Origin of the sequence: Bartonella vinsonii subsp. arupensis OK-94-513, assembly GCF_000278235.1 — a bacterium.
Taxonomy (GTDB): domain Bacteria; phylum Pseudomonadota; class Alphaproteobacteria; order Rhizobiales; family Rhizobiaceae; genus Bartonella; species Bartonella arupensis.
In genome coordinates this window covers 1-23,548 of sequence record NZ_JH725039.1, presented here as the reverse complement: position 1 = coordinate 23,548, position 23,548 = coordinate 1, and the positions used below count along the sequence as shown (strand labels likewise).

22 protein-coding genes and 2 riboswitches are annotated in these 23,548 nt (G+C 39.7%); of the genes, 9 read left to right on the top strand and 13 right to left on the bottom strand.

The features are described from left to right. Positions 1 to 92: 92 nt before the first annotated feature. From ME1_RS07220 to ME1_RS08190, 4 genes are all read right to left on the bottom strand, one after another. Complete coding sequence (locus ME1_RS07220; RefSeq protein ID WP_004864982.1) at positions 93 to 752, bottom strand: methionine ABC transporter permease; 660 nt, start codon at positions 750 to 752, stop codon at positions 93 to 95. Next, complete coding sequence (locus tag ME1_RS07215) at positions 745 to 1,779, bottom strand: methionine ABC transporter ATP-binding protein (RefSeq protein WP_004864981.1); 1,035 nt, start codon at positions 1,777 to 1,779, stop codon at positions 745 to 747. The genes ME1_RS07220 and ME1_RS07215 overlap by 8 nt, the downstream gene beginning before the upstream one ends. Positions 1,780 to 1,806: 27 nt before the next feature. Continuing rightward, positions 1,807 to 2,625, bottom strand: a complete 819-nt coding sequence (locus ME1_RS07210) for a MetQ/NlpA family ABC transporter substrate-binding protein (RefSeq protein WP_004864980.1) — start codon at positions 2,623 to 2,625, stop codon at positions 1,807 to 1,809. Positions 2,626 to 2,910: 285 nt separating this feature from the next. Then, complete coding sequence (locus ME1_RS08190) at positions 2,911 to 3,114, bottom strand: hypothetical protein (protein WP_155815201.1); 204 nt, start codon at positions 3,112 to 3,114, stop codon at positions 2,911 to 2,913. 43 nt (positions 3,115 to 3,157) lie between these two features. Here ME1_RS08190 and ME1_RS07205 point away from each other — a divergent pair, with 43 nt between their 5' ends. After that, positions 3,158 to 3,784, top strand: coding sequence for an SH3 domain-containing protein (locus ME1_RS07205; RefSeq protein WP_004864979.1), 627 nt, complete (start codon positions 3,158 to 3,160; stop codon positions 3,782 to 3,784). An 81-nt stretch (positions 3,785 to 3,865) separates the two neighbouring features. Here ME1_RS07205 and ME1_RS07200 read toward each other — a convergent pair whose 3' ends face one another. The 3 genes from ME1_RS07200 to ME1_RS07190 form a co-directional block, all read right to left on the bottom strand. Next, complete coding sequence (locus tag ME1_RS07200; protein WP_004864978.1) at positions 3,866 to 4,897, bottom strand: aspartate-semialdehyde dehydrogenase; 1,032 nt, start codon at positions 4,895 to 4,897, stop codon at positions 3,866 to 3,868. Positions 4,898 to 5,297: 400 nt separating this feature from the next. Beyond that, positions 5,298 to 5,504, bottom strand: a complete 207-nt coding sequence (locus ME1_RS07195; RefSeq protein WP_004864977.1) for a Trm112 family protein — start codon at positions 5,502 to 5,504, stop codon at positions 5,298 to 5,300. 13 nt (positions 5,505 to 5,517) lie between these two features. Continuing rightward, positions 5,518 to 6,180 carry an LON peptidase substrate-binding domain-containing protein gene (locus ME1_RS07190; protein ID WP_004864976.1) on the bottom strand — a complete coding sequence of 221 codons (663 nt, stop codon included), beginning with the start codon at positions 6,178 to 6,180 and terminating at the stop codon, positions 5,518 to 5,520. A gap of 467 nt (positions 6,181 to 6,647) precedes the next feature. After that, positions 6,648 to 6,747, top strand: a riboswitch (glycine riboswitch). A 1-nt stretch (position 6,748) separates the two neighbouring features. Continuing rightward, positions 6,749 to 6,840: riboswitch (glycine riboswitch) on the top strand. A 44-nt stretch (positions 6,841 to 6,884) separates the two neighbouring features. On the opposite strand from ME1_RS07190, the gene gcvT reads away from it, so the two are divergent. Genes gcvT through gcvP form a run of 3 tightly spaced genes read left to right on the top strand, consistent with a single transcriptional unit; the run spans position 6,885 to position 11,179 of the window. Beyond that, on the top strand, positions 6,885 to 8,003 hold the full coding sequence (gene gcvT / locus ME1_RS07185; RefSeq protein WP_004864975.1) for a glycine cleavage system aminomethyltransferase GcvT: 1,119 nt from the start codon (positions 6,885 to 6,887) through the stop codon (positions 8,001 to 8,003). Positions 8,004 to 8,009: 6 nt separating this feature from the next. Then, the gene (gene gcvH / locus ME1_RS07180) at positions 8,010 to 8,378 is read left to right on the top strand and encodes a glycine cleavage system protein GcvH (RefSeq protein WP_004864974.1); all 369 of its coding nucleotides are present in this window, start codon (positions 8,010 to 8,012) and stop codon (positions 8,376 to 8,378) included. Between the two features lie 5 nt (positions 8,379 to 8,383). Next, the gene (gene gcvP / locus ME1_RS07175; RefSeq protein WP_004864973.1) at positions 8,384 to 11,179 is read left to right on the top strand and encodes an aminomethyl-transferring glycine dehydrogenase; all 2,796 of its coding nucleotides are present in this window, start codon (positions 8,384 to 8,386) and stop codon (positions 11,177 to 11,179) included. A 215-nt stretch (positions 11,180 to 11,394) separates the two neighbouring features. On the opposite strand, the gene alr is transcribed toward gcvP, so the two are convergent. Further along, entirely contained in the window at positions 11,395 to 12,513 is a 1,119-nt protein-coding gene (gene alr, locus ME1_RS07170; protein WP_004864972.1) for an alanine racemase, read from the bottom strand. A 444-nt stretch (positions 12,514 to 12,957) separates the two neighbouring features. Here alr and ME1_RS07165 point away from each other — a divergent pair, with 444 nt between their 5' ends. Beyond that, positions 12,958 to 13,941 (top strand): DUF3472 domain-containing protein, encoded by a 984-nt coding sequence (locus ME1_RS07165; protein WP_245256302.1) that lies wholly within the window; start codon positions 12,958 to 12,960, stop codon positions 13,939 to 13,941. Between the two features lie 403 nt (positions 13,942 to 14,344). Continuing rightward, a complete protein-coding gene (locus tag ME1_RS07160; protein ID WP_004864970.1) occupies positions 14,345 to 15,175 on the top strand; it encodes a ferredoxin--NADP reductase in 831 nt (276 codons plus the stop codon). Between the two features lie 194 nt (positions 15,176 to 15,369). Here the strand turns inward: ME1_RS07160 and eda are convergent, their stop codons facing one another. Further along, positions 15,370 to 16,035: a bifunctional 4-hydroxy-2-oxoglutarate aldolase/2-dehydro-3-deoxy-phosphogluconate aldolase gene (gene eda / locus ME1_RS07155; RefSeq protein ID WP_004864969.1), complete on the bottom strand. Its 666-nt coding sequence runs from the start codon at positions 16,033 to 16,035 to the stop codon at positions 15,370 to 15,372. A 114-nt stretch (positions 16,036 to 16,149) separates the two neighbouring features. Between eda and trhO the strand changes: the two genes are divergently transcribed. The 3 genes from trhO to ME1_RS07140 all read left to right on the top strand — a co-directional run bounded on the left by trhO (position 16,150) and on the right by ME1_RS07140 (position 19,711). Beyond that, positions 16,150 to 17,067 carry an oxygen-dependent tRNA uridine(34) hydroxylase TrhO gene (trhO, locus tag ME1_RS07150; protein ID WP_035009298.1) on the top strand — a complete coding sequence of 306 codons (918 nt, stop codon included), beginning with the start codon at positions 16,150 to 16,152 and terminating at the stop codon, positions 17,065 to 17,067. Positions 17,068 to 17,952: 885 nt separating this feature from the next. Further along, complete coding sequence (locus ME1_RS07145; protein ID WP_004864967.1) at positions 17,953 to 19,086, top strand: type III PLP-dependent enzyme; 1,134 nt, start codon at positions 17,953 to 17,955, stop codon at positions 19,084 to 19,086. A gap of 46 nt (positions 19,087 to 19,132) precedes the next feature. After that, a complete protein-coding gene (locus ME1_RS07140; RefSeq protein ID WP_004864966.1) occupies positions 19,133 to 19,711 on the top strand; it encodes a GNAT family N-acetyltransferase in 579 nt (192 codons plus the stop codon). Positions 19,712 to 20,112: 401 nt separating this feature from the next. Here the strand turns inward: ME1_RS07140 and ME1_RS07135 are convergent, their stop codons facing one another. From ME1_RS07135 to ME1_RS08185, 4 genes are all read right to left on the bottom strand, one after another. Further along, positions 20,113 to 21,684, bottom strand: a complete 1,572-nt coding sequence (locus tag ME1_RS07135; RefSeq protein ID WP_004864965.1) for a DHA2 family efflux MFS transporter permease subunit — start codon at positions 21,682 to 21,684, stop codon at positions 20,113 to 20,115. A gap of 21 nt (positions 21,685 to 21,705) precedes the next feature. After that, a complete protein-coding gene (locus tag ME1_RS07130; protein ID WP_004864964.1) occupies positions 21,706 to 22,800 on the bottom strand; it encodes an HlyD family secretion protein in 1,095 nt (364 codons plus the stop codon). Between the two features lie 156 nt (positions 22,801 to 22,956). Further along, positions 22,957 to 23,349 carry a Fur family transcriptional regulator gene (locus ME1_RS07125; RefSeq protein ID WP_004864963.1) on the bottom strand — a complete coding sequence of 131 codons (393 nt, stop codon included), beginning with the start codon at positions 23,347 to 23,349 and terminating at the stop codon, positions 22,957 to 22,959. Between the two features lie 18 nt (positions 23,350 to 23,367). Then, on the bottom strand, positions 23,368 to 23,548 hold a 181-nt coding region (locus ME1_RS08185), incomplete at its 5' end, for a hypothetical protein (protein WP_210160373.1).

Here is a 23,548-nt window from a genome sequence, read left to right as displayed (position 1 = left end):
GTAAGGAACATGACCTCATAAGATACAATGCATCAATTTATACGCACTACCTTCTGTATAGTTGGGGGAAATATGCAAATTTGGAAATTGTTTTAGTGTTTTGTTTTATCAAGTTTTTGTACAATTTTATCAGAAGTCCATTGGGTAAGAACATTAAGAATGATCAAAAGGATGATAACACTTGTCATGATAGAGGTATTATAACGCTGATAACCATAGCGGATTGCCATATCCCCTAAACCTCCTCCGCCAAGATAGCCAGCAAGTGAAGTGGCTCCGATAAGAGAAATAATCATGACTGTAAAACCCGTGATTAGGCTAGGGAGTGCCTCAGGAATAAGAACATGTCTAATAATTTGAAGACGACTTGCTCCCATAGAACGAACAGCTTCAATGAGGCCATTCTCAACTGTTTTAAAAGAGAGTTCGGCCATTCGTGCATAAAAAGGAATAGCTGAAATGGTGAGTACAAAAATGACTGCAGGCATTCCTATACCTTTTCCTACAACGATGCGCGTAAGGGGAAGAAGGTAAAAGGCAAGAATAATAAAGGGAATGGCGCGAATACTATCAATGATAATACTCAAAGGGCGATTGATGAGAGGTAAAGAAAAAATCCCTCCACGTGCTGTTGTATAGAGAAGAAGACCAAGGGGAAGCCCTATCATGAGAGCCATCAAAGAGGTACTTATTGTCATAAAGATTGTATCAAAAACGGCTCTGAAAAGTTCATGAGAGAGAATATTAAACATAACCTAGAACCTCGCAATATCGTGCTTTTTCAGTCAACCATTTAACGGCTTTTTCTAAAGCTTCGTTATCTTGGCTAGGAACAGCTAAGAATAAACGACCGATGGTTTCGCCTTGGACTGTATCAATGCCACCATGCAGAATACGGGCTCTTAAACCAATTGCATCTTCTAAAAGATGGAGGAAAGGTTGTTGGGCAATTTCACCTGCAATATTTATTTCGATGACAGCTTCTTGACCTGTTGGTTTCAGATTTTTTGCAAATTTTTCAGGAAGTTGCGGAGTAACAAGTTTGAGCATGGCAATGGTTGTTTCTTCTTGTGGTGATGTGAAAATATCTTTCACACGTCCTTCTTCCACAATGCGTCCTTTATTAAGGACAACAACACGATGTGCAATAGTGCGCACAACTTCCATTTCGTGCGTAATAAGTACAATAGTAAGATTGAGGCGTCTGTTAATATCGGCAAGAAGTTCTAGAATGGATTGTGTCGTTTCAGGATCAAGAGCAGAAGTTGCTTCATCTGATAACAATATTTTGGGATGAGCTGCTAGAGAACGTGCAATGCCAACACGTTGTTTTTGCCCTCCTGAAAGTTCTGCCGGATAACAGTATTCTTTACCACATAATCCTACTAACTCAATAAGTTCAAGGGCACGTTTATGACGTTGTTTTTTGTTTATACCTGCTAATTTAAGGGGTAAAGCGATGTTATCAAGAATATTTTGTGATGATAATAGATTGAAATGTTGAAAAATCATTCCAATACGTTGACGGTAAGGTGCCCATTCGGTCTCTGACAAGTTGGAAACATTAACGTCTTCAAAAAAAATTGACCCTGCATCAATTTTCTCTAATCCATTTAAACAACGAATAAGTGTAGATTTTCCAGCTCCGCTGCGTCCAATAATACCAAGGATTTCTCCTGCATGAATATTCAGAGATAAATTATCTATGGCTGGAATGCCAGCCGTTTTACTATAACAACGGCTGACGTTTTTTAGGGAAATCAGAGAGGGTTTTTCCATTAACACTTACCAAGATGTTTGGCACAATTACCAAGATGTTTGAGCTGCTGGCCCGAAAATTTCTTTGATTTTTGCACGGACAGGCTCACTATTGTAGGAAGAGACTAACTTTTTGACCCATGGTTCGTCTTTTTCAGAAGTCCGGACGACAATAATATTATTATAAGGATTATTTTCTGCTTTTTCCCATGCGATCGCATCTTTTTGTAAGTCTAATCCAGAGACCAAAGCCCAGTTTGTATTTACAACCGCAATGTCAAAATCATTGAGTGCTCGTCCTAACATACCGGCATCTAATTCACGAATTTGCAAGTTTTTAGGGTTTTCAATAATATCGAGTGGAGATGCAAGAATATCGTGAGGATCTTTTAATTTAATAAGACCTAACGAATTGAGAAGAAGTAAGGCTCTTCCTCCATTTGATGGGTCATTAGGAATGCCAACATGGGCTCCATCTTGAAGTTCTTTTAAATCTTTGATTTTGTGAGAATAGACGCCAATTGGGGCAATAAATGTATATCCAACAATTGAAAGTTTATAACCACGCTGTTCAATTTGATTCTTAAGATAAGGGGTGTGTTGAAAAGCATTCGCATCAATATCCCCAGCATTGACGGCATCATTAGGGAGGGTGTAATCAGAAAAATAAACAAGTTCAATATTTAAACCTGCTTTTTTAGCTTGTTCAGCAGCAACTTTCCAAATAGTTGCTTCATGTCCTTCCATAACACCAAGTTTGATTTCTGATTTGTCTGCAGCCATGGAAAAGCGAGGAGACAAAAAGAGTGCAAAAAGAGAAAGGAGTAATCCAAGTGTGGTACTCCGAGATAATGGCTTTAATATCATGTGTTTTTGTCTTTCTTTTCCAAGAGAATTTTTTGAGGGCTTTTCCAAGAGATTTTTTGAGGGAAAGTTTAAGAACCTCTGTATTATTTTAGAAGGACTTAAGCTTATAAAAGCTTCATAGAATATTCAATCATTTTTATTCAAAAAAGAATATTATTTTCCTCTATACTATAAGCATTCTTGCAAAACAACATTATTCGCTCAAAGCATTTCTCCAAAATTCAAGGGAAAATTCTTGTATTCTCATCATTTGTTTAGGGAACCAATAGCAATTTCAAAACTTCTTTAAGTGACGTGTGGTTGAATAGCCAAGCGATCAGATGACGTTTTAGTAGTAAATTCATAAGGAAAATATTGCGCAATCAAGACAATGGTTCGTGTGTATAAAGTGGTAGAGGATAAAGTAAGAAGGCTTTTTCCAAAATGGAGTGGATCTTTAAGGAGAGAAAAATTGACCACAACTTGATTGAAACACGGCACATTTTGCAAAGGTGAATATTTTGCCTTTCATACTCTGGAGAGGAAAAAAAGAATGTTAAAAAAGAATTTTTTATCAAGCACAATGATTTTATTAGCTTTAAGTGGATTGGGGCTGGGAATGACTGTTTCTCGTGCGGATGCTGCCACAGTTACTCGTGTAACAACAGATCATGTTGTTTTACGCACGGGTCCAGCGAAAACTTATAAAGCTATCTCAACTGTTCCAGTGGGAGCAAAAGTGCAAGTTAATGGTTGTCTATCCAATAAAGCTTGGTGTTCGCTTCGTTATAATGGAAGGGTTGGTTGGGCGCCTGCACGTTTTGTCGATGTCAACAATGTTCCTATGATTTCTTTTATAAAGACGCACGTAAAACCATATTCTACGATAAAAGCACAACAGAAAAAAATAAAGCAAACTGTTTCGAGATCTAAAACTCTTACGCTACCTCAGAAAATACGGAAAAATATGCAAGAATTGTACAGAACAGATGTGATTATTGATTCCACAGGCGTTAAAAAAAGGGATGAACGAACCATTTTGAATCCATCACAAAAGGCACAGAATGTATCGGTAAAGCACGTGAATGCGTATAACCCTTTTTTTCCAGATGATGTTAATTACAAAAATTTTGAACGCAATGAAACACGTTACCGGATTGTGACTTATCCTTCTCCATAAAAATAAAGCAAATTCATTGTTGGGATGATAGAAAAAGTACGGCAGCATAGAGCTCAAAAATGCTTTATGCTGCCTTTTTGTTTAATTTGCGGACTTAGGTTTTATCAAATTACGAGAAATGAGTAATTCAGCAATTTGAATTGCATTCAATGCGGCTCCCTTTCTGAGATTGTCGGCAACGACCCAGAAAGCTAAACCATTTTCAACGGTGATATCTTCACGAATACGGCTAATAAAAGTGTCATCTTCACCAGTGCTTTCATAGGGCGTTATATAGCCACCATCTTCGTGTTTATCAATAACTTGGCAGCCAGGCGCCTCGCGTAGGAGCGCTTGTGCTTCATGGGCGCTTAGTGGTTTCTCTAATTCAACATGAACAGCTTCAGCATGACCGATAAAGACGGGAACACGAACAGCAGTTGCTGTTAATTTGATTTTAGGGTCAAGAATTTTTTTTGTCTCAACCGTCATTTTCCATTCTTCTTTCGTATAGCCATCTTCCATGAAAACATCGATATGGGGAATGACATTAAAGGCAATACGTTTGGTGAATTTTTTTGTTGTGATAGGATCTGCAACAAAAACGGCTCGTGATTGCTCGAAGAGTTCATCCATTCCTTCTTTACCAGCTCCAGAAACCGATTGATAAGTGGATACAACAACACGTTTAATGGTTGCTGCATCATGGAGAGGTTTTAAAGCTAAGACTAGCTGAATTGTTGAACAATTGGGGTTTGCTATAATATTACGTTTGGAAAATGCACCAATGGCTTCAGCATTGACTTCAGGCACAATCAAGGGGACGTTGGTATCATAGCGCCAAGTGGATGAATTGTCGATGACAACACATCCGGATGCAGCAATTTTAGGGGCATATTCTTTGGAAATGCTTCCTCCCGCAGACATAAGGCAAAGATCTGTATCAGAAAAATCATAAGTATCTAGCGCTTTTACTTTTAAAGTTTTATCACCATAAGAAACATCTTGCCCTAATGAGCGTCGTGATGCCAAAGGAATGATTTCATGAGCAGGAAAACCACGCTCTTCTAGAATTGTGAGCATTTCACGACCAACATTTCCTGTTGCGCCGACAATTGCAACTTTAAAACTCATTTTCCATACTCCTGTCCCTCTCTACGTTTCTTTCCCTAAGCTAAACCGATGAGAGGGCACGTTAGCCAAGGAGCATTCATTTAATTATTGATTTTTAGAAACCCAATTTTTGTGCACGTCAACCATGATCTAGAGCACAATAGATCAGCTCGTTTTAAATACTATCGCCCTTCTGAATCTTTGAGAGTTAAGAAAGTTTGAATATTTCATGCCAAGCTGTAGGATACCCCCTTGACAGTACTTCAAGTCTAGTGAATTCTCTTTCTTCTGTCAATTATTTCCCTTAAGAAGTGTCGATTTTGTAACGGTTCGTTTATGCCTTGCTCTGGTGGAAGTTTCTCTCTTTCTTGATCATTAAAGTGATTGAGAGATGCTACAGAAAAAATTGAATGAAGATTGTTTATTTTTTGTATGTTGCTTTTTCATTATCCTGCAAAGGACGCGCTTCTGAGGCAAGCATAATAGGAACGCCATCACGAATAGGATAGGCGAGTTTTGCTTTGAGTGAAATTAATTCTTGTGTTTCTCGGTTTAAGGAGAGCGTGCCCCCAGTGATTGGGCAGACCAGTAATTCGAGCATTTTAGGGTCAGTGATCATTTTTTTCATGTTTTAACATTCATTAGTTTAAATGGAAATGTGACCCTGTTTGTTTCATGAGTGAACGTTCAGTTAAAGCAAGAAGCGTTTGGGCACGGCTTCCAATATCTGGAGCTTCGAGGAGAGCTTGTTTTTCTGCTGGTGTAAAGGGGATGAGAGCTGAAAAAGCATTAACCAATAGAGGCGTGGGGGCTTGTATGATACTGCTCCAATTATATTCTATTTCATGTATGGTGAGATATTTCTCAACAATATCGAGGAGATTTTCTCGATTAATATTTTCTGTAATGTTGGGTTCTTCTAAGTCTTTTATGTTTGATCGAATAAGAGCCGTTCGATAGGGTTTTGTGTTCACCAGTTCTTGTTCTAAGGTGAAGCGGCAAACGCCTTGTAATATAATGAAAAGCTGCCCATTTCCTGTTTCATTGTAGTTTGTAATACGTCCTACACAGCCTATTTTGTAAAGTGGTGTGGAAAAGCAGTCTGTATTCGATGAAAGTGGCTGAATGATTCCTAATAAACGGTTGGATACCATAACATTTTCAACCATTTCAAGCGCTTCTGGTTCAAAAATATTCAGTGATAAAAATCCACCTGGCAGTAAGAGTGCTCCTTCTACAGGAAAAAGAGCAATTTGCTTTGGTAGATCATCTTCACAATTATAATGGATATTGCCCGCTTTCATGAGTATCTTGCAACCTTTATTCAATGAAGTTTGCTATGTAATAGCTGTAATTTATGACACTATTGAGAGACAAAAAAGTCAGAGAGAGGAAATCAGTCCGCAAATCAATCCTTTGTGCGTTAAGATTATTTAAGATATCTGAAATCTTTAGTTTTAAAAGATGTGAAACTCCGTGGTTAGGGTTGAGATGCAAAAGAGAAGGGTATTACTTTTTGTAATTTTTTTGAGTGCGTGAAACTTTGTATTTTTTAAGTTGTATTTTTGTTATGGCCTTTGCAATTTTTCTCCTGATTTCCTGAAAGTGGTCATCTACAATTTCATAATACTCAAAAGATTCCTATTATAAGTCTTTTAAAATAGCCTATGCAAGTTTAAAAATGAGAATACGCTTATCACTTTACTGATGACAGTGTGATGAAGATAGGCTATAGATGAAAAAATGTCGGAAAGAGCGTTCTCGTTTCTTTCATTCTTTTGCGGGAGAGTGCAGACTGCAAACTTTCGCACCTGCCGCCGAAGGGGAAAACAGCCCATAATCTCTCAGGCTCTAAGGACCGTAAAAGGAGGAAGGCAGATCTGGAAAGTCGGAAAGATCCGCGCCGAAGGTGTAAGCGAAAGTTCTTTTCGCGAGTCTCTCAGGTTTGTAACAGAAGGGTGCAGAGACGGCCATATCGTGTGGGCGTTAGCGCAATTTTGGAGATATTATGGGTACAGCACAAGAATTTGAAACATCTTCTTTAAAAACACTTCCTTTACATGAATTGCATGAAAAAGCGGGAGCAAAATTTGGTGCTTTTGCTGGTTGGCAAATGCCTTTGACTTATCCTCTGGGGGTTTTGAAAGAACACCTTCATACCCGTGCGCATGCAGGCCTTTTTGACATTTCTCATATGAAATTAATTTCTGTTGAGGGGACACAAGCAGTAGAGTTTTTATCCTATGCTTTTCCTATTGATGCTGCATTGTTAAAGATTGGTCAATCACGCTATAATTATCTACTTAATGAACAGGCTGGTATACTTGATGATCTTATCATTACCCGTTTGGCAGAGAGCCGTTTTATGCTGGTTGCTAATGCTGGAAATGCACAGGCTGATCTTGCGGAGCTCGAGAAGCGTGCTGTTGGTTTTGAATGTCAAGTGATTGCTCTTGAAAGAGTGTTGCTTGCTCTTCAAGGTCCAGAAGCTGCAGCTGTTATGGCTGATGCTGGGTTGCCTGGTAATAAGCTGATGTTTATGCAAGGATTCGAACCCCAACAAGATTGGTTTATAACGCGCTCTGGTTATACGGGAGAAGATGGTTTTGAAATTGCTCTTCCCATAGGGCAAGCGCGTGCAGTAGTTGAAAAAATACTGAGTGATTCTCGTGTGGAGTGGGTTGGTCTTGCAGCGCGTGATAGCCTTCGGTTAGAAGCAGGTCTATGCTTGCATGGGAATGATATTACGCCTGATACAACACCCATTGAGGCAGCACTGACATGGGCTGTTCCCAAAAATGTTCGAGAAAAAGCACAATTTTATGGAGCGAAGGCTTTTCTTGAAGCTCTTCAGAAAGGACCTTCTCGTTGTCGCGTTGGATTAAAACCGCAAACGCGTCAACCTATTCGTGCGGGTGCCATACTTTTCGATAATGAGGGCAAGCAGATTGGCATGGTAACGTCAGGTGGTTTTGGTCCTTCTTTTGATGGTCCTGTAGCGATGGGCTATGTTCCTGTTGAGTGGAAAGTTGAGGGAACGGAAGTTTTTACAGAGCTGCGTGGCAAAAAAATTGCATTGTCTGTTCATTCTCTTCCTTTTGTTGAACAACGTTATTTTAAAGGATAAATTTCTATGTCTAAAACTTATTTTACGCAAGATCACGAATGGCTTAGTGTTGAAGGGCAAGTGGTTACTGTTGGGATCACACATTATGCACAAGAACAGTTAGGAGACTTGGTTTTTGTTGATTTGCCAAAAGAGGGAACACAACTTTCCAAGGGGGATTCTGCTGCTGTTGTGGAATCGGTGAAAGCGGCTTCAGATGTTTATGCACCTCTTGATGGTGAAGTGGTTGAAATAAATGAGGCATTGGCAAATAACCCTGAATTGGTGAATCAAAAAGCGGAAAAAGAAGGTTGGCTCTGGAAAATGACATTGCAGGATGCAACGCAACTTGAAGGGTTGCTGGATGAGGCTGCTTATAAAGCACTGATTGGATGAGTGCTATGTTAGAGCGTCATTTCTTTTCTCGTCATATTGGGCTTCGTCCTGATGAAACACAAAAAATGCTTGATGTTTTAGGGCTTGATTGTGTTGATACACTCGTTTCTCAAGCTGTTCCGCATTCTATCCATTTGGGACGTCCGCTTAATCTTCCAAAGGCAGCAAGTGAAGGGCAAGCCTTGGAAGAACTCTCAAAGATGATGGGGCGTAACCATGTGCACAAAAGTTTTATTGGGCAAGGATACCATGGAACTTCTGTACCTCCTGTTATTTTGCGGAATCTTTTTGAAAATCCAGCTTGGTATACTGCTTATACACCCTATCAAGCAGAAATTAGCCAAGGTCGTTTAGAGCTTTTATTTTATTTTCAGACATTGGTGAGTGAACTCACTGGTTTGCCTGTTGCAGCTGCTTCCCTTCTTGATGAAGCAACTGCTTTAGCTGAAGCAAATGCGGTTGCGGTACGCTTTGCGCGTGAGAAAAAAACAAAGATTTCTCTTCAAAGTCTTTTGCATCCTCAAACCTTAAGCGTTGTACAAACCCGCGCTGAAACACAAGGGATTCAGATTAGTCAAAATGGCGAAATTTGTTCTGATACCGCTGCGATTGTTTTGTCTTGGCCAGATACAAAAGGCTTTTTTAACGATTATGATGAAGTGATTAAGGAGGCAAAGGCAAAAGGAGCACTGGTGATTGTTGTTGCCGATCCTCTGGCCCTTACTCTTATGGAAGCGCCTGCTCAATGGGGGGCTGACATTGTTGTTGGTTCTATGCAGCGTTATGGGGTTCCAATGGGTTTTGGGGGGCCTCATGCTGGCTATCTTGCGGTAAGTGATGCTTTAACGCGCCTTATTCCAGGGCGTATTGTTGGCCAATCTGTTGATACAAAAGGGCGCGTTGGTTTTCGCTTAGCTTTACAAACACGCGAACAACATATTCGACGCGATAAAGCGACGTCAAATATTTGTACGGCACAGGCTCTATTGGCAAATATGGCAACGGCTTATGCTGTTTGGCATGGTCCAAAAGGTTTACAGGAAATTGCTCAGCGGGTGCATCATTTAACATGCCGTTTCGTTTCTGGTTTAGAAGCGGCAGGGGTTCATGTTGAAGGGGAATGTTTTTTTGATTGTGTCAGTATTTTTGTGAAGGGGAGAGCTCAAGAAATTGCACACCAAGCAAAGAGCAATGGATGTCTTATTCGTATTCTTGATGATGACAGAATTGCCATCAATTTTGATGAGTTATCGACAGAAGAAGATGCTTGTGCTTTGGCACAGCTTTTTGGTGCGCAATTGGTTGATCAGGTTTCTTCAAGACTTTGGGGAAAAGGGCGTAATGCTGCTTTTCTTTCACAGCCCTTTTTTCACGCGGTTCATTCAGAAACAGACATGATGCGCTTTTTGCGTCGTTTGTCAGATAAGGATTTGGCATTAGATAGGGCAATGATTCCGCTTGGTTCTTGTACCATGAAGCTTAATGCAGCAGCTGAATTAATGCCTGTCAGTTGGCCTACGGTAGCCAATATACACCCCTTTGCACCTAAAGAGGATGTAATGGGTTATAGGGAAATGATTCAGCAACTGAATGCGTGGTTGTGTGAAATTACAGGATTCGCACAGGTTTCTTTCCAGCCGAATTCTGGTGCTCAAGGTGAATATGCGGGGCTTTTAGCTATTCGTCGATATCATCAATCACGAGGAGAGCATCAACGCACGCTTTGCCTTATTCCCGCATCGGCACATGGGACAAATCCAGCTTCTGCTCATATGGCAGGTATGGAAGTCATTGTGGTGAAATGTTTGGGTGATGGTAATGTTGATGTTGATGATCTTAAAATGAAAGCACAATTGCATAAGGATCGTCTAGCAGCTCTCATGATTACTTATCCTTCAACCCATGGTGTTTATGAGGAAAGCATTAAGGACATTTGCTCTGTTATCCATGAAAATGGAGGACAAGTTTATTTTGATGGTGCTAATCTGAATGCACTTGTTGGGCTTGCTCGTCCAGCAGATATTGGGGCGGATGTTTGTCATATGAACCTCCATAAAACCTTTGCTATCCCCCATGGTGGTGGTGGTCCTGGTGTGGGGCCGATTGGAGTGGCAGAACATCTCAAACCATTTTTACCAGGTCATGAACAAGAGGGAACAATGCATGCAGTTTCAGCTGCTCCTTATGGAAGTGCATCTATTCTTGTTATTACGTGGATGTATATTCGAATGATGGGTGCTGATGGTTTGAAATATGCAACGCAAACAGCAATTTTGAATGCTAATTATATTGCGGCACGTCTTTCTCAATCTTATTCTATTCTTTATCGAGGAAAGCATGGGCGTGTTGCTCATGAATGTATTGTCGATACTCGCGTGTTGAAAGATCAGTTTGGGATCAGTGTTGATGATATTGCAAAGCGTTTGATTGATTACGGGTTTCACGCGCCGACGATGTCGTTTCCTGTTCCTGGTACTTTAATGATTGAGCCAACGGAATCAGAGCCAAAAGCAGAGATGGATCGTTTTTGTGATGCTTTGCTTTTGATTGCTGAAGAAGCTAAAAAAGTTGGTGCGGGTGTTTGGCCAAAAGATGATAATCCATTGGTTAACGCACCACACACGTTGGTAGATACACTCGATGATGCTTGGGCACGACCTTATTCACGACAAGAGGCTGCTTTCCCTAATTGCTCTCTTGATCCGGCGAATAAATATTGGCCCCCGGTTTCTCGTATTGACAATGTTGCGGGAGATAGAATGCTCATTTGTTCTTGTCCGCCATTGGGAAACACATATTAAATTTATTTTTTTATAACGAAAAAAGCCTACGTATTTTATGTGGGCTTTTTTATTCTTCTCATGCCATTGTTTTTAAGCATTTTGATAGATAATATTGATGAAGAGAATGGGAGGCATGGCAAGAGTCTCTTTGATTGTTGTGAGATATTTTGCGGAAGGGCGCGCGCAAGAGCATTCTCTAAATGATGGTTTTCACCACTTCTTTTAAAAGAGTTTTAAATATAAATGCGTTTATAGCGGTGACCTAGAGACGTTAGAATTTCATTGGGGATGGTCCCAGCATCTGTAGATACTTTTTCAAGTGTTTGATGCATTCCAATGAGTTCTACCCAATCACCTCTTTGAGGTTTTTTATCAAGATCGGTAGCATCAACAACGAGGGAATCCATAGAAATACGTCCAACAATGGGAAGTCTATTGCCGTTGAAATAAACCGCACCTTTATTAGAAAGAGCACGTAACCAGCCATCTGCATAGCCGATAGAAATGGTTGCAAGAGTACTTGGTCTTTGGGTAATGAAACTTCCTCCATAACCGACAGGGGCTCCGGCCTCAACAGAGCGAATTTGAGAGACTTGGGCTTCAAGTTTTAAAACAGGTTTAAGTGGTGTTGGCTGTTTGCCACGGGGATCACTTCCATAAAGTGCTATGCCGGGGCGAACTAGGTCAAAATAAAAATTATTTCCAAGAAAAATACCTCCAGAATTAGCAAAAGAAACTTTGCAAGCAGGCAGTTGCGCAAGGATAGCTTTTAAAGCAGTCAATTGTGTATCATTGGATGGATGTGCGTACTCCTCTCCATTAGCGAGATGACTGAGAATATATTTTATCTCTGCTATCTCGAAAATTACGGGCTGTTTGATAAGCTTTTGTACTTCTTGTTTATCAAGCCCTAATCGGTTCATATTGGTATCGATTTGAACAATTGCGGGAAATCTTTTATCCTTTTTTTGGCAAAGTGTTTGCCAGTCTTCGAGAGCATTCCAAGAATTCAAAACAGGAATAATTCCTGCTTCAGCTACAAGTTCTTCTGTATTATGTGGAAGTCCGTTAAGAATAGCAATCATCACATTTTGGGGTAAAATACTTTTTAAGTGTAGCGCTTCTTCGATTTGGGCTACAAAAAAAGTACGGCATCCAGCCTGATAGAGCGCAGGAGCAATTTTGTTAACACCTAGCCCATAGGCATCTGCTTTTACAACTGCAGAACATTCAGTTGGAAAAACATGTTTGGCTAAAGTTGTATAATTTTCAACAATAGCACGCACATTAATGGTTGCTACAGCTGTAAAGGTAAGTGATGCGTTTGCTTCATCATTAACGGATTTGCTCATTTTAAAATCCTATTTGTGTTAGTGACACATGAAGTTCCCTTTGGTTATTTTATATAAGTTTTTATGATATATGGAAAGGGTGAGCATACGGTTTGTTCTTATTAAAATCATGAGCGGTCTATACTTGGTGTGGTACCATGAAAGCAATCTTTTGATATAAAATGCTGACTCTTATGACGAGGAACATCTGGTTTTGTTGGTGAGGTTGTAGACAGATGTCCCCCTGATCATTGGAAGAAGGAAAGACTTTTATTTTTTTCCTTGGCTGAGTTTTATTAAAGATAAAAGCTACTTTGTGTATTGTATTGTTATTTCATAATGAAATTAAATCCTTTTGGGAGGATTGATTGTAGAAGGAAATTTTGATAGAATCAGCTCTATGATAAATTAAGGGGGGAATTCATTGTGTATCATAAAATCAGAAAAATATTGTGCGTTTTTGTATTGTGTTTAGTTAGCGCACCAAGTTATGCTGTTAGTCCGGGGGGAATTGTTCTTATCCAACATGCATGGCCTGCTTATTCAGAATTTAACAAATTATCTTTTTTTCAGCAGATCAGTCATGACGGTGGGCCACGTTCTCGTTATTTCTGGGCAAACCATTTTTCCTTTAAAAACGGAAAAGTTGGGTATATTGGCTTACAAAATAGAGGAGGTGTTCATTTTTTTAATTATTCCATTTGGAATGCTGTAGGTTGGAAGAGTGGACAGTGTCGTTATTTCAGTCATGAAGGCTCTGGAGTGCAATGTGATATTAACGTGCCTTGGAAAATGGGGCATCAGTACAAATTAGATGTTTCAAAAAATAAAAATTTGGTTACTGGTACTATAATAGACTTAACGAATGGTACAAAAACGATAGTGGGTGTTATTGAAGTTCCAAAAACATATGGTAAGTTTTATAATTCTGTTGGTTTTGTTGAAGAATATTCTCAAGGGAATAATCAGCTTTCATCCTGTTTTGTGATGGGTATGCAACGTTCAATCTTTAGAAATCCTATAGGTGATGACACAATAAAAGCGAAGCAAAGTACTTACACTTATGGAAATTGCAATGATCCTTATGTGGTTCAATCTTCCTGTGATAATAATTCTTGCACGAATGTTGTGAATGATCTTAAAGGGATACCGTCACCTCATGCACCTAAAGTTGCTTTAGTAAATAAGCAAAATTTGAGTGCGCAAACTCTTTCTAATGCATTGAAAACAGTCAATTTGGTTGTTATTCGTTCCCAAGATGGTTATTGGGCACCCGATATTTACTTTCCTCAGCCTGGTCCGCTTCAGTGGAAATCAATTTTTGTTGATCACCGTGCTACCTACGGATCATCCCTTCATGTCAATAACAGTGTGACGAAGGTTAATAGGGGAACACAAATAATGTATATGTCTGATGGTGAACGCTGGAAAGTTATAAACACGCGCTAAAATCTGTTATTGATTGGCTTTTTAATACCGCTAATATTTGTGTTTTGTAGAAAATAACAAGCATAAGTTTAGCGGTATTCTTATAAATGATTTTGTTAGAGAAAATTTATTTTAAAATATTCTCTCTGGCTTTGAACAAAGACATGAATGATAAGGTGTATTAAGCGTTGTGTTGAATGGAGAGTATTAAATGAGAGCAATTGCTTATAAACTCACAAACAATGATGTTGCAATTTAATGCTCTGTGCGTGGTTTTCCTTTGGCTTTTGTTAAGATTGTGTGTTTAATTTTTTATTCATGACTCGGTATAATATAAGAGAAATATTGGCAGATGATTGAATAAGCATTATATCATTTTGAAGTCTTAAGTTTTTATTTAGTCAAAGAGATAAGGGAGAGTTTTATGAATACGTCTGCTAGCAATGTTCAGTCAAATATCAGCAGTGTTGCGTCAGACTTCCCGATTCCTGAAAATGTCTTCGGCCTTAGCGTCCAAGAAGTTTATCATTATACAGACCGTTTATTTAAATTTCGCCTGAATCGTCCGGAAAGTTTCCGTTTTCGTTCAGGTGAATTTGTGATGATTGGTTTGCCAAATGCAGAAAAGCCAATTTATCGTGCTTATTCGATTGCAAGTCCCTTTTGGGATGAGCAGCTTGAATTTTTTTCAATTAAAGTTCCAGGTGGCCCACTAACTGAACATCTCCAAAAAATTAAAATTGGTGATACAGTTCTCATGCGTAAAAAATCTACTGGAACATTGGTTCTTGATGCTCTTATTCCTGGAAAGCGCCTTTATCTTCTTTCAACAGGGACAGGAGTTGCTCCTTTTGCCAGTCTTGTTCGTGATCCTGAAACTTATGAAAAATTTTCAGAAGTGGTACTTATTCAAACAACCCGTGAGTGCAATGAGCTTGCTTACGCAAAAGATCTCGTTGCCTCTTTACAAGAAGATCCGCTGATTGGTGAGTATGCACAACAATTGAAGTTTTATCCTATGACTACTCGCGAACCTTCTGAGCATATGGGGCGCATTACAACTGTTATGGAGAATGGCACTTTCTTTGAAACAACAGGTTTACCGAAGATCAATCCTGATGAAGATCGTGTGATGATTTGTGGTTCTATGGCAATGCTGAAGGATTGTGCAAGGATGTGCGAATCCTTTGGTCTTGTTGAAGGAGCAAATAATGCACCCGCTACTTATGTGGTGGAACGCGCTTTTGTAGGATGAGAGAAGAGTTGTGATGCCATTTCTGGATGAGTGGATAGTTTTTTGAAACAGCAGGTTTACCGAAGATCAATCCTGATGAAGATCGTGTGATGTTTTTTGGTTCAATGCTATGCTAGGGGTGCAATATGGAAAGATTGTGCAAGGATGTGCCAATGTTTTGCTCTTTTTGAAGGAGCAAATAATACTCCTGCACCTTATATCGTGGAGTGTGCCTTTATCCGATGAGAGAATAGCTGTGCTGCTGTATGTGCTAATGTGCTGATTGCATCCCAATTGCCAGCTGCTACCAGTTTAGGAGGAGCTATCCAAGAACCTCCCACGCAGAAGACATTAGGGAGTTGAAGCCATTGTGCAGCATTTTTTTGTGTAATACCGCCCGTGGGAAAAAATTGGATTTCGGGGAAAGGGGAAGCTAGAGCCTGAAGAAAGGCAATACCACCTGCGGCTTCAGCAGGGAAAAGTTTAAGGTATGAATAGCCTTGATCGCATGCTTGCATTAATTCACTTGGTGTCATAACACCGGGGAGAAATGGGATTTCACTGTTTTTTGCACAACTGATTAAATCATTTGATAATCCAGGGCTTACGATGAATTTTGCTCCTGCGTGTTCGGCTTGTTCGTAGTGTGCCCACTTGAGGATTGTTCCTGCTCCAACAATTGCTTCAGGTACTTCTTGTATAATTTTTTTGATTGCATCGCATGCTTTTGGCGTGCGCAATGTGATCTCAATTGTTTTCAATCCGCCTTTGACAAGAGCACGTGCTAAGGGCACCGCATTTTGCAGGTCGTCAATGTGCAGAACAGGTATGACAGCTTGTCTCTGGAGAAGTGATAAAAGGTAATCTATTTTTGGGTACATAGCGTTCTTTCTCTAGGGGATGATATTATGTGTATAGTTTGGTAAAGCACAATATGTTAAAGAGTAGATGAATAGATCTTGAAATTAAATGAAACGCGGGTTATTGCAAGAGTTATGGAAAAGAATTTTAAAGTTGCTGCACTTTATTGCTTTGCAGATTTGAAACATTATCGTCAATTACAGAAACCTTTACTGGATTTATGTCAAGAAAAGGATATCAAGGGTACCCTTCTTTTAGCACAAGAAGGCATTAATGGAACTGTTGCCGGATCTTGTGCAGCAATTGAAGCATTAGTGGATTTTATTACCGCTGAACCAGCATTTCAAACGCCGGAGATAAAATATTCATGGGCGTCAAAAATGCCTTTTCACCGTATGAAAGTGCGGTTAAAAAAAGAGATTGTAACAATGGGGGTTGAAGGTGTTGACCCGTTAAAAGTTGTTGGTACTTATGTAGAGCCTGAAGATTGGAATGCGCTCATCCAAGATGAAGAAACGATTTTAATTGATACACGGAATGATTATGAATATGCGCTTGGGAGTTTTCAAGGAGCAATTGATCCGCGTATTAAGACATTTCGGGAATTCCCTGAATGGGTGCTCAAGCACGAAGCTGATTTAAAAAAGAAAAAGAAAGTCGCCATGTTTTGTACAGGTGGTATTCGTTGTGAAAAATCAACAGCTTATGTCCGTGAACTTGGTTATGATCAGGTTTACCATTTAAAAGGTGGTATTCTTAAATATTTAGAAACAATCCCGAAAGAAGAGAGTTTGTGGTGGGGGGAGTGTTTTGTTTTTGATGAGCGTGTTTCTGTTGGGCACGGTCTTGAAGAATGTGGACGCGAATTATGTCGTGCTTGTCGTTCCCCTCTTAATGCTGAAAGTAAATTATCGCCTCATTATGAGGAGGGTGTTTCATGTGATGCTTGTTATAGTACGCGAAATGAAACGGATAGGCAGCGCTTTCGGGAGCGTCATAAGCAGTTTCAATTGTTAAAATTACGTGCAGTTGATTCTCATCAAAAGCTGTAAAAGCATCACATTTCAGGGCTTCAAGCTTTTTTTCTGTTGTTAAAATTCAGTGTTCGCAGAAGAGTATTATAAGGACGGGATATTGCTCAGTCTTTTATTTGGCATATGAAATTGAAGTCCTTTAATGCGAAGGGTAGAGAGGATGGGATGCGTTAATATGACAATGCTACAGGCTTATAATTTCATAAACACAAAAGTGGCGTTTCTCAGTAAATCTTATATCCTTTCTGCGTGAAGTTAAAAGATGACACGCTGAACCTCAAGCAAAGAGCTGCTTTTAAAAAGATTGTGCATGAGGCATACCAATAGCAGGGGGCATGAGGATTATGATTCCACTAAAAAGATCGTTTATCTGTGTATGAAGACTGTTACTTTTTTGCATCATTTTGTCTTTAAACATTAAAAAATGTTTAAAATTAAAAAAATGATTGAAATGAATAAGAATTGGTCTTATATGCAGCTTTGCCCAAAGTCGCACGTGCCTGTGGGTGTCCGCTGGTTCTCAAATGGTGAGATTAACCGGTACGGTACCTGGAACTAACCGCTCCAGTCATTCTTTTGGCCAACCGAAAGAGTGAGGACATCTTGAAGCAACGACGGTGCGGGCCTTTCTGGTGTCTTTCAGCTGTCCAAATGCTGAGATAACTATAGAGGCACACCTCATTGCCTTCAGTGCGGAAGTGGTTTTCTTCAACTCCAATCAAAAAGGCAGATAAATTAGAATAACGCGGTTTTCGCGCTGTTCTTTCGCTGCATATGATCCTGTTTTCTTCCTGATTTTTTAGTCATCAGGGTATGGAAAGCTGGTTTCTGTATTTTTTGTCTTTTGGCAGCTTTGTGCTGTCTAAGCAGAGAGAGGGATTATTTCCCTTTGGAGAATTGCAAATGGCAACGCAACGTATTCGTGATTTCCTTGCAACACATCGTACTGAAGGCCCATGCTTAATTGTTGACCTTGATGTTGTTCGTGAAAATTATTTAAATTTTGAAAAAGCTCTCCCACAATCCCGTATTTTTTACGCGATAAAGGCAAATCCTGCCCCTGAAATTTTGAGTTTGCTTGCTTCTTTAGGGTCGTCTTTCGATGCAGCTTCTGTTGCAGAAATTAAAATGGCTTTAGCAGCAGGGGCAACGGGTGATCGTATTTCTTTTGGAAATACCATTAAAAAAGAGCGTGATATTGCGCGTGCATATGCATTGGGTATTTCGCTTTATGCGGTTGATTGTATTGAAGAAGTAGAAAAAATTGCGCGTGCTGCTCCGGGTGCTCGTGTTTTTTGCCGCGTTCTTACTGATGGAGTAGGTGCTGAATGGCCATTGTCACGTAAGTTTGGTTGTGTTCCTGCTATGGCGGTTGATGTGTTACGTCGGGCACATCAATTAGGCTTACAAGCATATGGCGTTTCTTTTCATGTAGGCTCTCAGCAGACAGATCTTAGCGCATGGGATCGTGCTTTATCGGATGCGGCTGCAGTTTTTAGGCATTTGGAGCGAGAAGGAATTTCGTTGAAGTTGGTTAATATGGGTGGCGGTTTTCCAACACGTTATTTGAAAGATGTTCCTACAGAACAAGCTTATGGTACGGCTGTTTTTGATTCCTTGAAAAAATATTTTGGCAATCGTATTCCGGAAACAATCATCGAGCCAGGGCGTGGGATGGTCGGTAATGCTGGTGTTATTCGCACAGAAGTTGTGCTTATATCCAAAAAAGCAGACAATGATAATGTCCGATGGGTTTATCTTGATGTTGGAAAATTTAATGGTCTTACCGAAACTATGGATGAGGCAATTCGCTATCCTATTGAAACACCCCATGATGATAAGGCAATGGAGCCTTGTATTTTAGCAGGTCCAACATGCGATTCGGCCGATGTTCTTTATGAAAAAACGCCCTATCTCTTACCTTTATCTCTTACAGTAGGCGATGAACTCTTGATTCATGGAACGGGTGCTTACACGGCAACTTACGCATCTGTTGCTTTTAATGGTTTTGAGCCTTTGCGCTCCTATGTAATTTGAGTTTTTCATCTGTGATGACAAAGCTATAGTAGGGTGTGTGTCAAAAATGGATATGCTACATTTTCAAACAAAAGATGGTGCGCTTTTCACACTTTCCTGTGAGCAAGAAACTGATAAGCCTCATCGCGAACACTTGCTTGATTTAGCTCTGGGAGAGGGGCGTAAACGTAAGTCATCAGAAGCTTTACGTCGTGGACGGTTGGCGGCGCTGTCCTTTGTTGTCAAAAATATGCTTGGAGAGCTAGTGGGTAGCGTACGTCTTTGGCATGTTCAGTTTAACAAAGGGCAAAATGATACACAGCATGCTTTGCTTTTAGGTCCGCTGGCTGTTTCAGGAGAATGTTCTGGTATGGGAATAGGGTCGGTTCTTATGCGGCATGCAATTGAAGAGGCCAGAATACTAGGTTATGGAGCTATTTTACTTGTGGGTGATTGTGCGTTTTATCAGCGTTTTGGTTTTTCAAATAGTTTAACAAAAAATTTGGCAATGCCTGGCCCTTATGAAAAACATCGTTTTCAAGCATTGGAATTGATACCAGAATATCTTTCCGCATGTTATGGTATTTTGGTTCCTAGTGGAAAACGAGAAGATTTGAACCGTTTTCAGCATCATAAAGTGGCTTAATTTTATTTGCTAACAGTGGTGACATTAGGGATTGTTTTTCTTCATTTGTGTTTTTGTAGCCTTTGATAATTCCCGTTATTTATTGAGGATCTCCCGCATTTCGCACTATTTTAGGCAATTTTAGCAAGTCTTTGCGTTGTTTTTTATCGATACTTCTACAAACATTTGGGTAAGTTTATACTTCTAGAGTTTGTGAAGCGAAAATGATTATTCTTCAATAGTGGAAAGCGATACTTGAGGGTGGGGCTACTGAAGCATTGTGGGATTTAAAAATGCGGAAAAGTATTTGTTTTTAGTGGTTGGAATTCAGTATGTGAATGTGCATCCCTCTCATAGGAGAGGTAAGGTGTGTAAATATCAGGTATTTAACAATATTTGAATCAACTTTTATAAGGTTAAGCTCAATGACCTGAAGGAGTATCAGTGAGTGGCGGTATTTTTTTGAGAAAAACAGTCATGAATGTCAAGACGCTAAAGATGATGGTTATTATAAAGAAAATATCGCTAAAAGCCATAACCATTGCTTGTATACGTGCCATATTAAAAAGTTGGAAAAGTGCAAGAGCATGTGGATCAGCCGTTGCAGTTTTGAAGTACAGAGTAAGGCTTGAAAGCAATTCAGTTGCCTGGTTGTTTCCTTGTTGGAGCGTTTCAGCTATTCGTCCATAATGCAGGTCTGAACGTTTTGTGATAAGAGTGCTGATAATAGCAAGTCCTACAGCGCCACCAAGATTACGTGTGAGATTAAACAGTCCAGAAGCATTTTGCATTCGTTCTGGCGGGAGTGTTCCCAAGGCAATATTATTAATAGGAACCATACATAACATCACAGAAGCACCACGGAATACTTGCGGCCAAAAGAGCTCGCTAAAATCCCAGTTATCTGTGATAGAGCTCGCCATCCAAGTGCCTATTGCAAAACCTAAAAGTCCTATTGCCATCATTAAACGTGCATCCATTCGTGCTGAAAGAAATCCAGCAAGTGGAGCAGTTAATAACATAGCGAATCCTGAAAGAAACAATGTTTCTCCAATCATGAGGGCATCATAATGGCGGATTTGGCTTAAATAGACAGGATAAAGGTATGTGAGTCCATAAAGACCTATTCCCAGTGCAAAGGAAAAAATGGATGCAGCTGAAAAATTAAAATTAGAAAAAGTAGAGAGATCTACAATGGGTTCTTTTGCTGTAAAGGCACGCCAGAAGAAAAGGGCAGCAGCAAGAATCATGATAATGAAAAAATCCCTAATCAGCCTATCGCTCAGCCAATCATGACGTGCTCCTTCTTCTAGAACATACTCTAAAGTTCCCAAGAAAGTGGCCATAGAAATGAGGCCTAACCAATCAAATTTCTTCATTAAAGAGGGATCAGCTTTATCAAAATCAATTAATTTCCAAGCAAGAATTGAGATAATAATCCCGCAGGGTACATTGATGAGAAAGAGCCAATGCCATGATGAGAGATGACAGAGATAGCCTCCCACTGTTGGACCAATAGTGGGCGCTAACGTTGCAACCAGTCCAACGATAGGTGTCACAATTGGGCGTTTGGAAGGAGGAAAAAGGACATAGGAGGCAACAAAAACACTAGGAATGATACCTCCACCAATGAAGCCTTGGAGTGCGCGGTACACAATCATCTCTTCGATAGATGTTGCTGTTGCACAAAGAATAGAGGTTATCGTAAACCCGATAGCTGATATGCTAAAAAAAACGCGTGTTGAAAGCAATCTTCCTAAGAATCCAGAAAGGGGCAACATGATGACTTCAGCGATGAGATAGGAGGTTTGAACCCATGAAATCTCTTCAGAGCTTGCTGAAAGACCAGCTTGAATTTCAGCTAAAGAGGAGGAAACGATTTGGATATCTAAAATAGCCATAAACATGCCAAAAGCCATAGCAATGAAAACCACGATTTTACGGATTTCTATGCGCTCTTGAGAATGTGTGGGCTCTGGCATGGGGGATGTCATAATGAGATCATTTGCTTTTTATTATAAGAGATTTTTGTCTTGTGCCTTTGTTCGTGTATCAATTTCTACGGAAACACTCATTCCCGCTCGAATACGCCCAGTTTTTAAGACTTCTTCTGGAATAGAAATACGGACTGGAATGCGTTGGACAATTTTTGTGAAGTTTCCGGTGGCGTTTTGTGGGGGAAGGAGAGAAAACACAGCTCCTGTTGCTGGAGAAATAGAAAGCACTGTCCCTGTAAAAGCATCTTTTTTGAAGGCATCCACAGAGATATAAGCTGTTTGTCCTGCATGAATATTTTGCAGCTGCGTTTCTTTATAGTTCGCTTCAATATAAAGTGCATGTATAGGGACTAATGCAGCAAGACGTTGACCATTTACAACAAAATCTCCTGTTTTTGCTGTTAAATTTGCAATAATTCCATCAAATGGAGCCCGTATAATGGTTGAATCAAGGTCACGTTGTGCTTTTTCACGCGTGAGTTCTAAGCTTTTTGTTTGGCTTTCTGCTTCACTTCGTTGCGCTTCTAGAACTTGAATATTTGCACGTGCCGCCGCTATTTGGGCATTGGCGCGATTAACATTAGCAATGGCTTGTTCATAAGCTGATTTGGCATCATCAACATCGGATTGAGGGGCATAACGACTCGCTTTAAGTTCTGTGGTACGTTTTAAGGTGAGCTGTGCATTGGTTGCTATGGCTGAAGCGGCAGCTTTTTGTGCTTGCGCATCATCCAAAGCACTATGAGCAGCTATGATTTGTGCATCAATACGTAAAAGAGTTTTTTGTTGTGTGTTAAGGTGGGCTTCTGTCTGTTTCCAAGCTATTTGATAATCACCATTGTCTAGGCGGAATAAGACATCATCTTTTTTTACAATTTGGTTGGCTTTAATAGCAACTTTTTCAATATATCCATTTAATTTAGAAGCAATAGCCGCTATATCTCCTTGTACATAGGCATCTTCAGTAGTGACCATATAACGCCAATGTGTTATCCATTGATAGCTAAACCAAAGTGCAAGAAGTGCCAAGACAACAAGAAAAGCATGAATTATTTTCTTTTGTTTTGTTTTCTTGAAATGTTTTGTTGAAACAATTGTCTCTGACATAGACATGATTTTATACTTTCAATTTTATGTTTCAATGCGTAAAACACGCTCACCGCTGTGGGAAGAGAATGATATAGAGGCAAAGACGATAAGAGCTTTTCAAGCAGTAAAAGAACTTTAAAAACATAACGTTAAATATACAAACTTGCAAGTATTGAGATTTTACTCTGTGGCGCATTGTTTGCAAATGCCTCGTACTTCTAAAGTGCTTCTGCGTGCTTGGAAATCAACTGCTTGAACCATTTGTTTAAGGTTGGATACAATAGTTTGGTTTTGTATTTCATTGACCTTGCCACAGTTTTCACAAATGATGAAAGTTGTAAGTTCGTGTTGGCAATTTTCAGGATGCAAACAGGCCATAAAAGCATTCACGCTTTCAAGACGATGAATACATTTTAATTGGACAAGTTTTTCTAATGCACGATAAACTTGGAGAGGCGCACGGAATCCTTCTTCGCGTAAATGATCGAGAATCGCATAAGCACTTAAAGGTCCTTGTGCATTCTTTAAAGTGTTTAGAACCAATATTTGGTTACGCGTAAGTTTAGATGACATTAGCACCTTTCTTTTGCTTTATGAGCTTTTACTCTCAGGGAAAGCATAAAGCGTATGAGATATTTGTGCAATGGTGAATATAGAATATGTACTCTCTCTGTAACGATTTTTATTATATTTTTGTGCTGTATTAGACATTGATTTTATTGTGATAAGGCGTTTTGGTGTGGGTACTGGTGGATTTATTTTATATGATTTT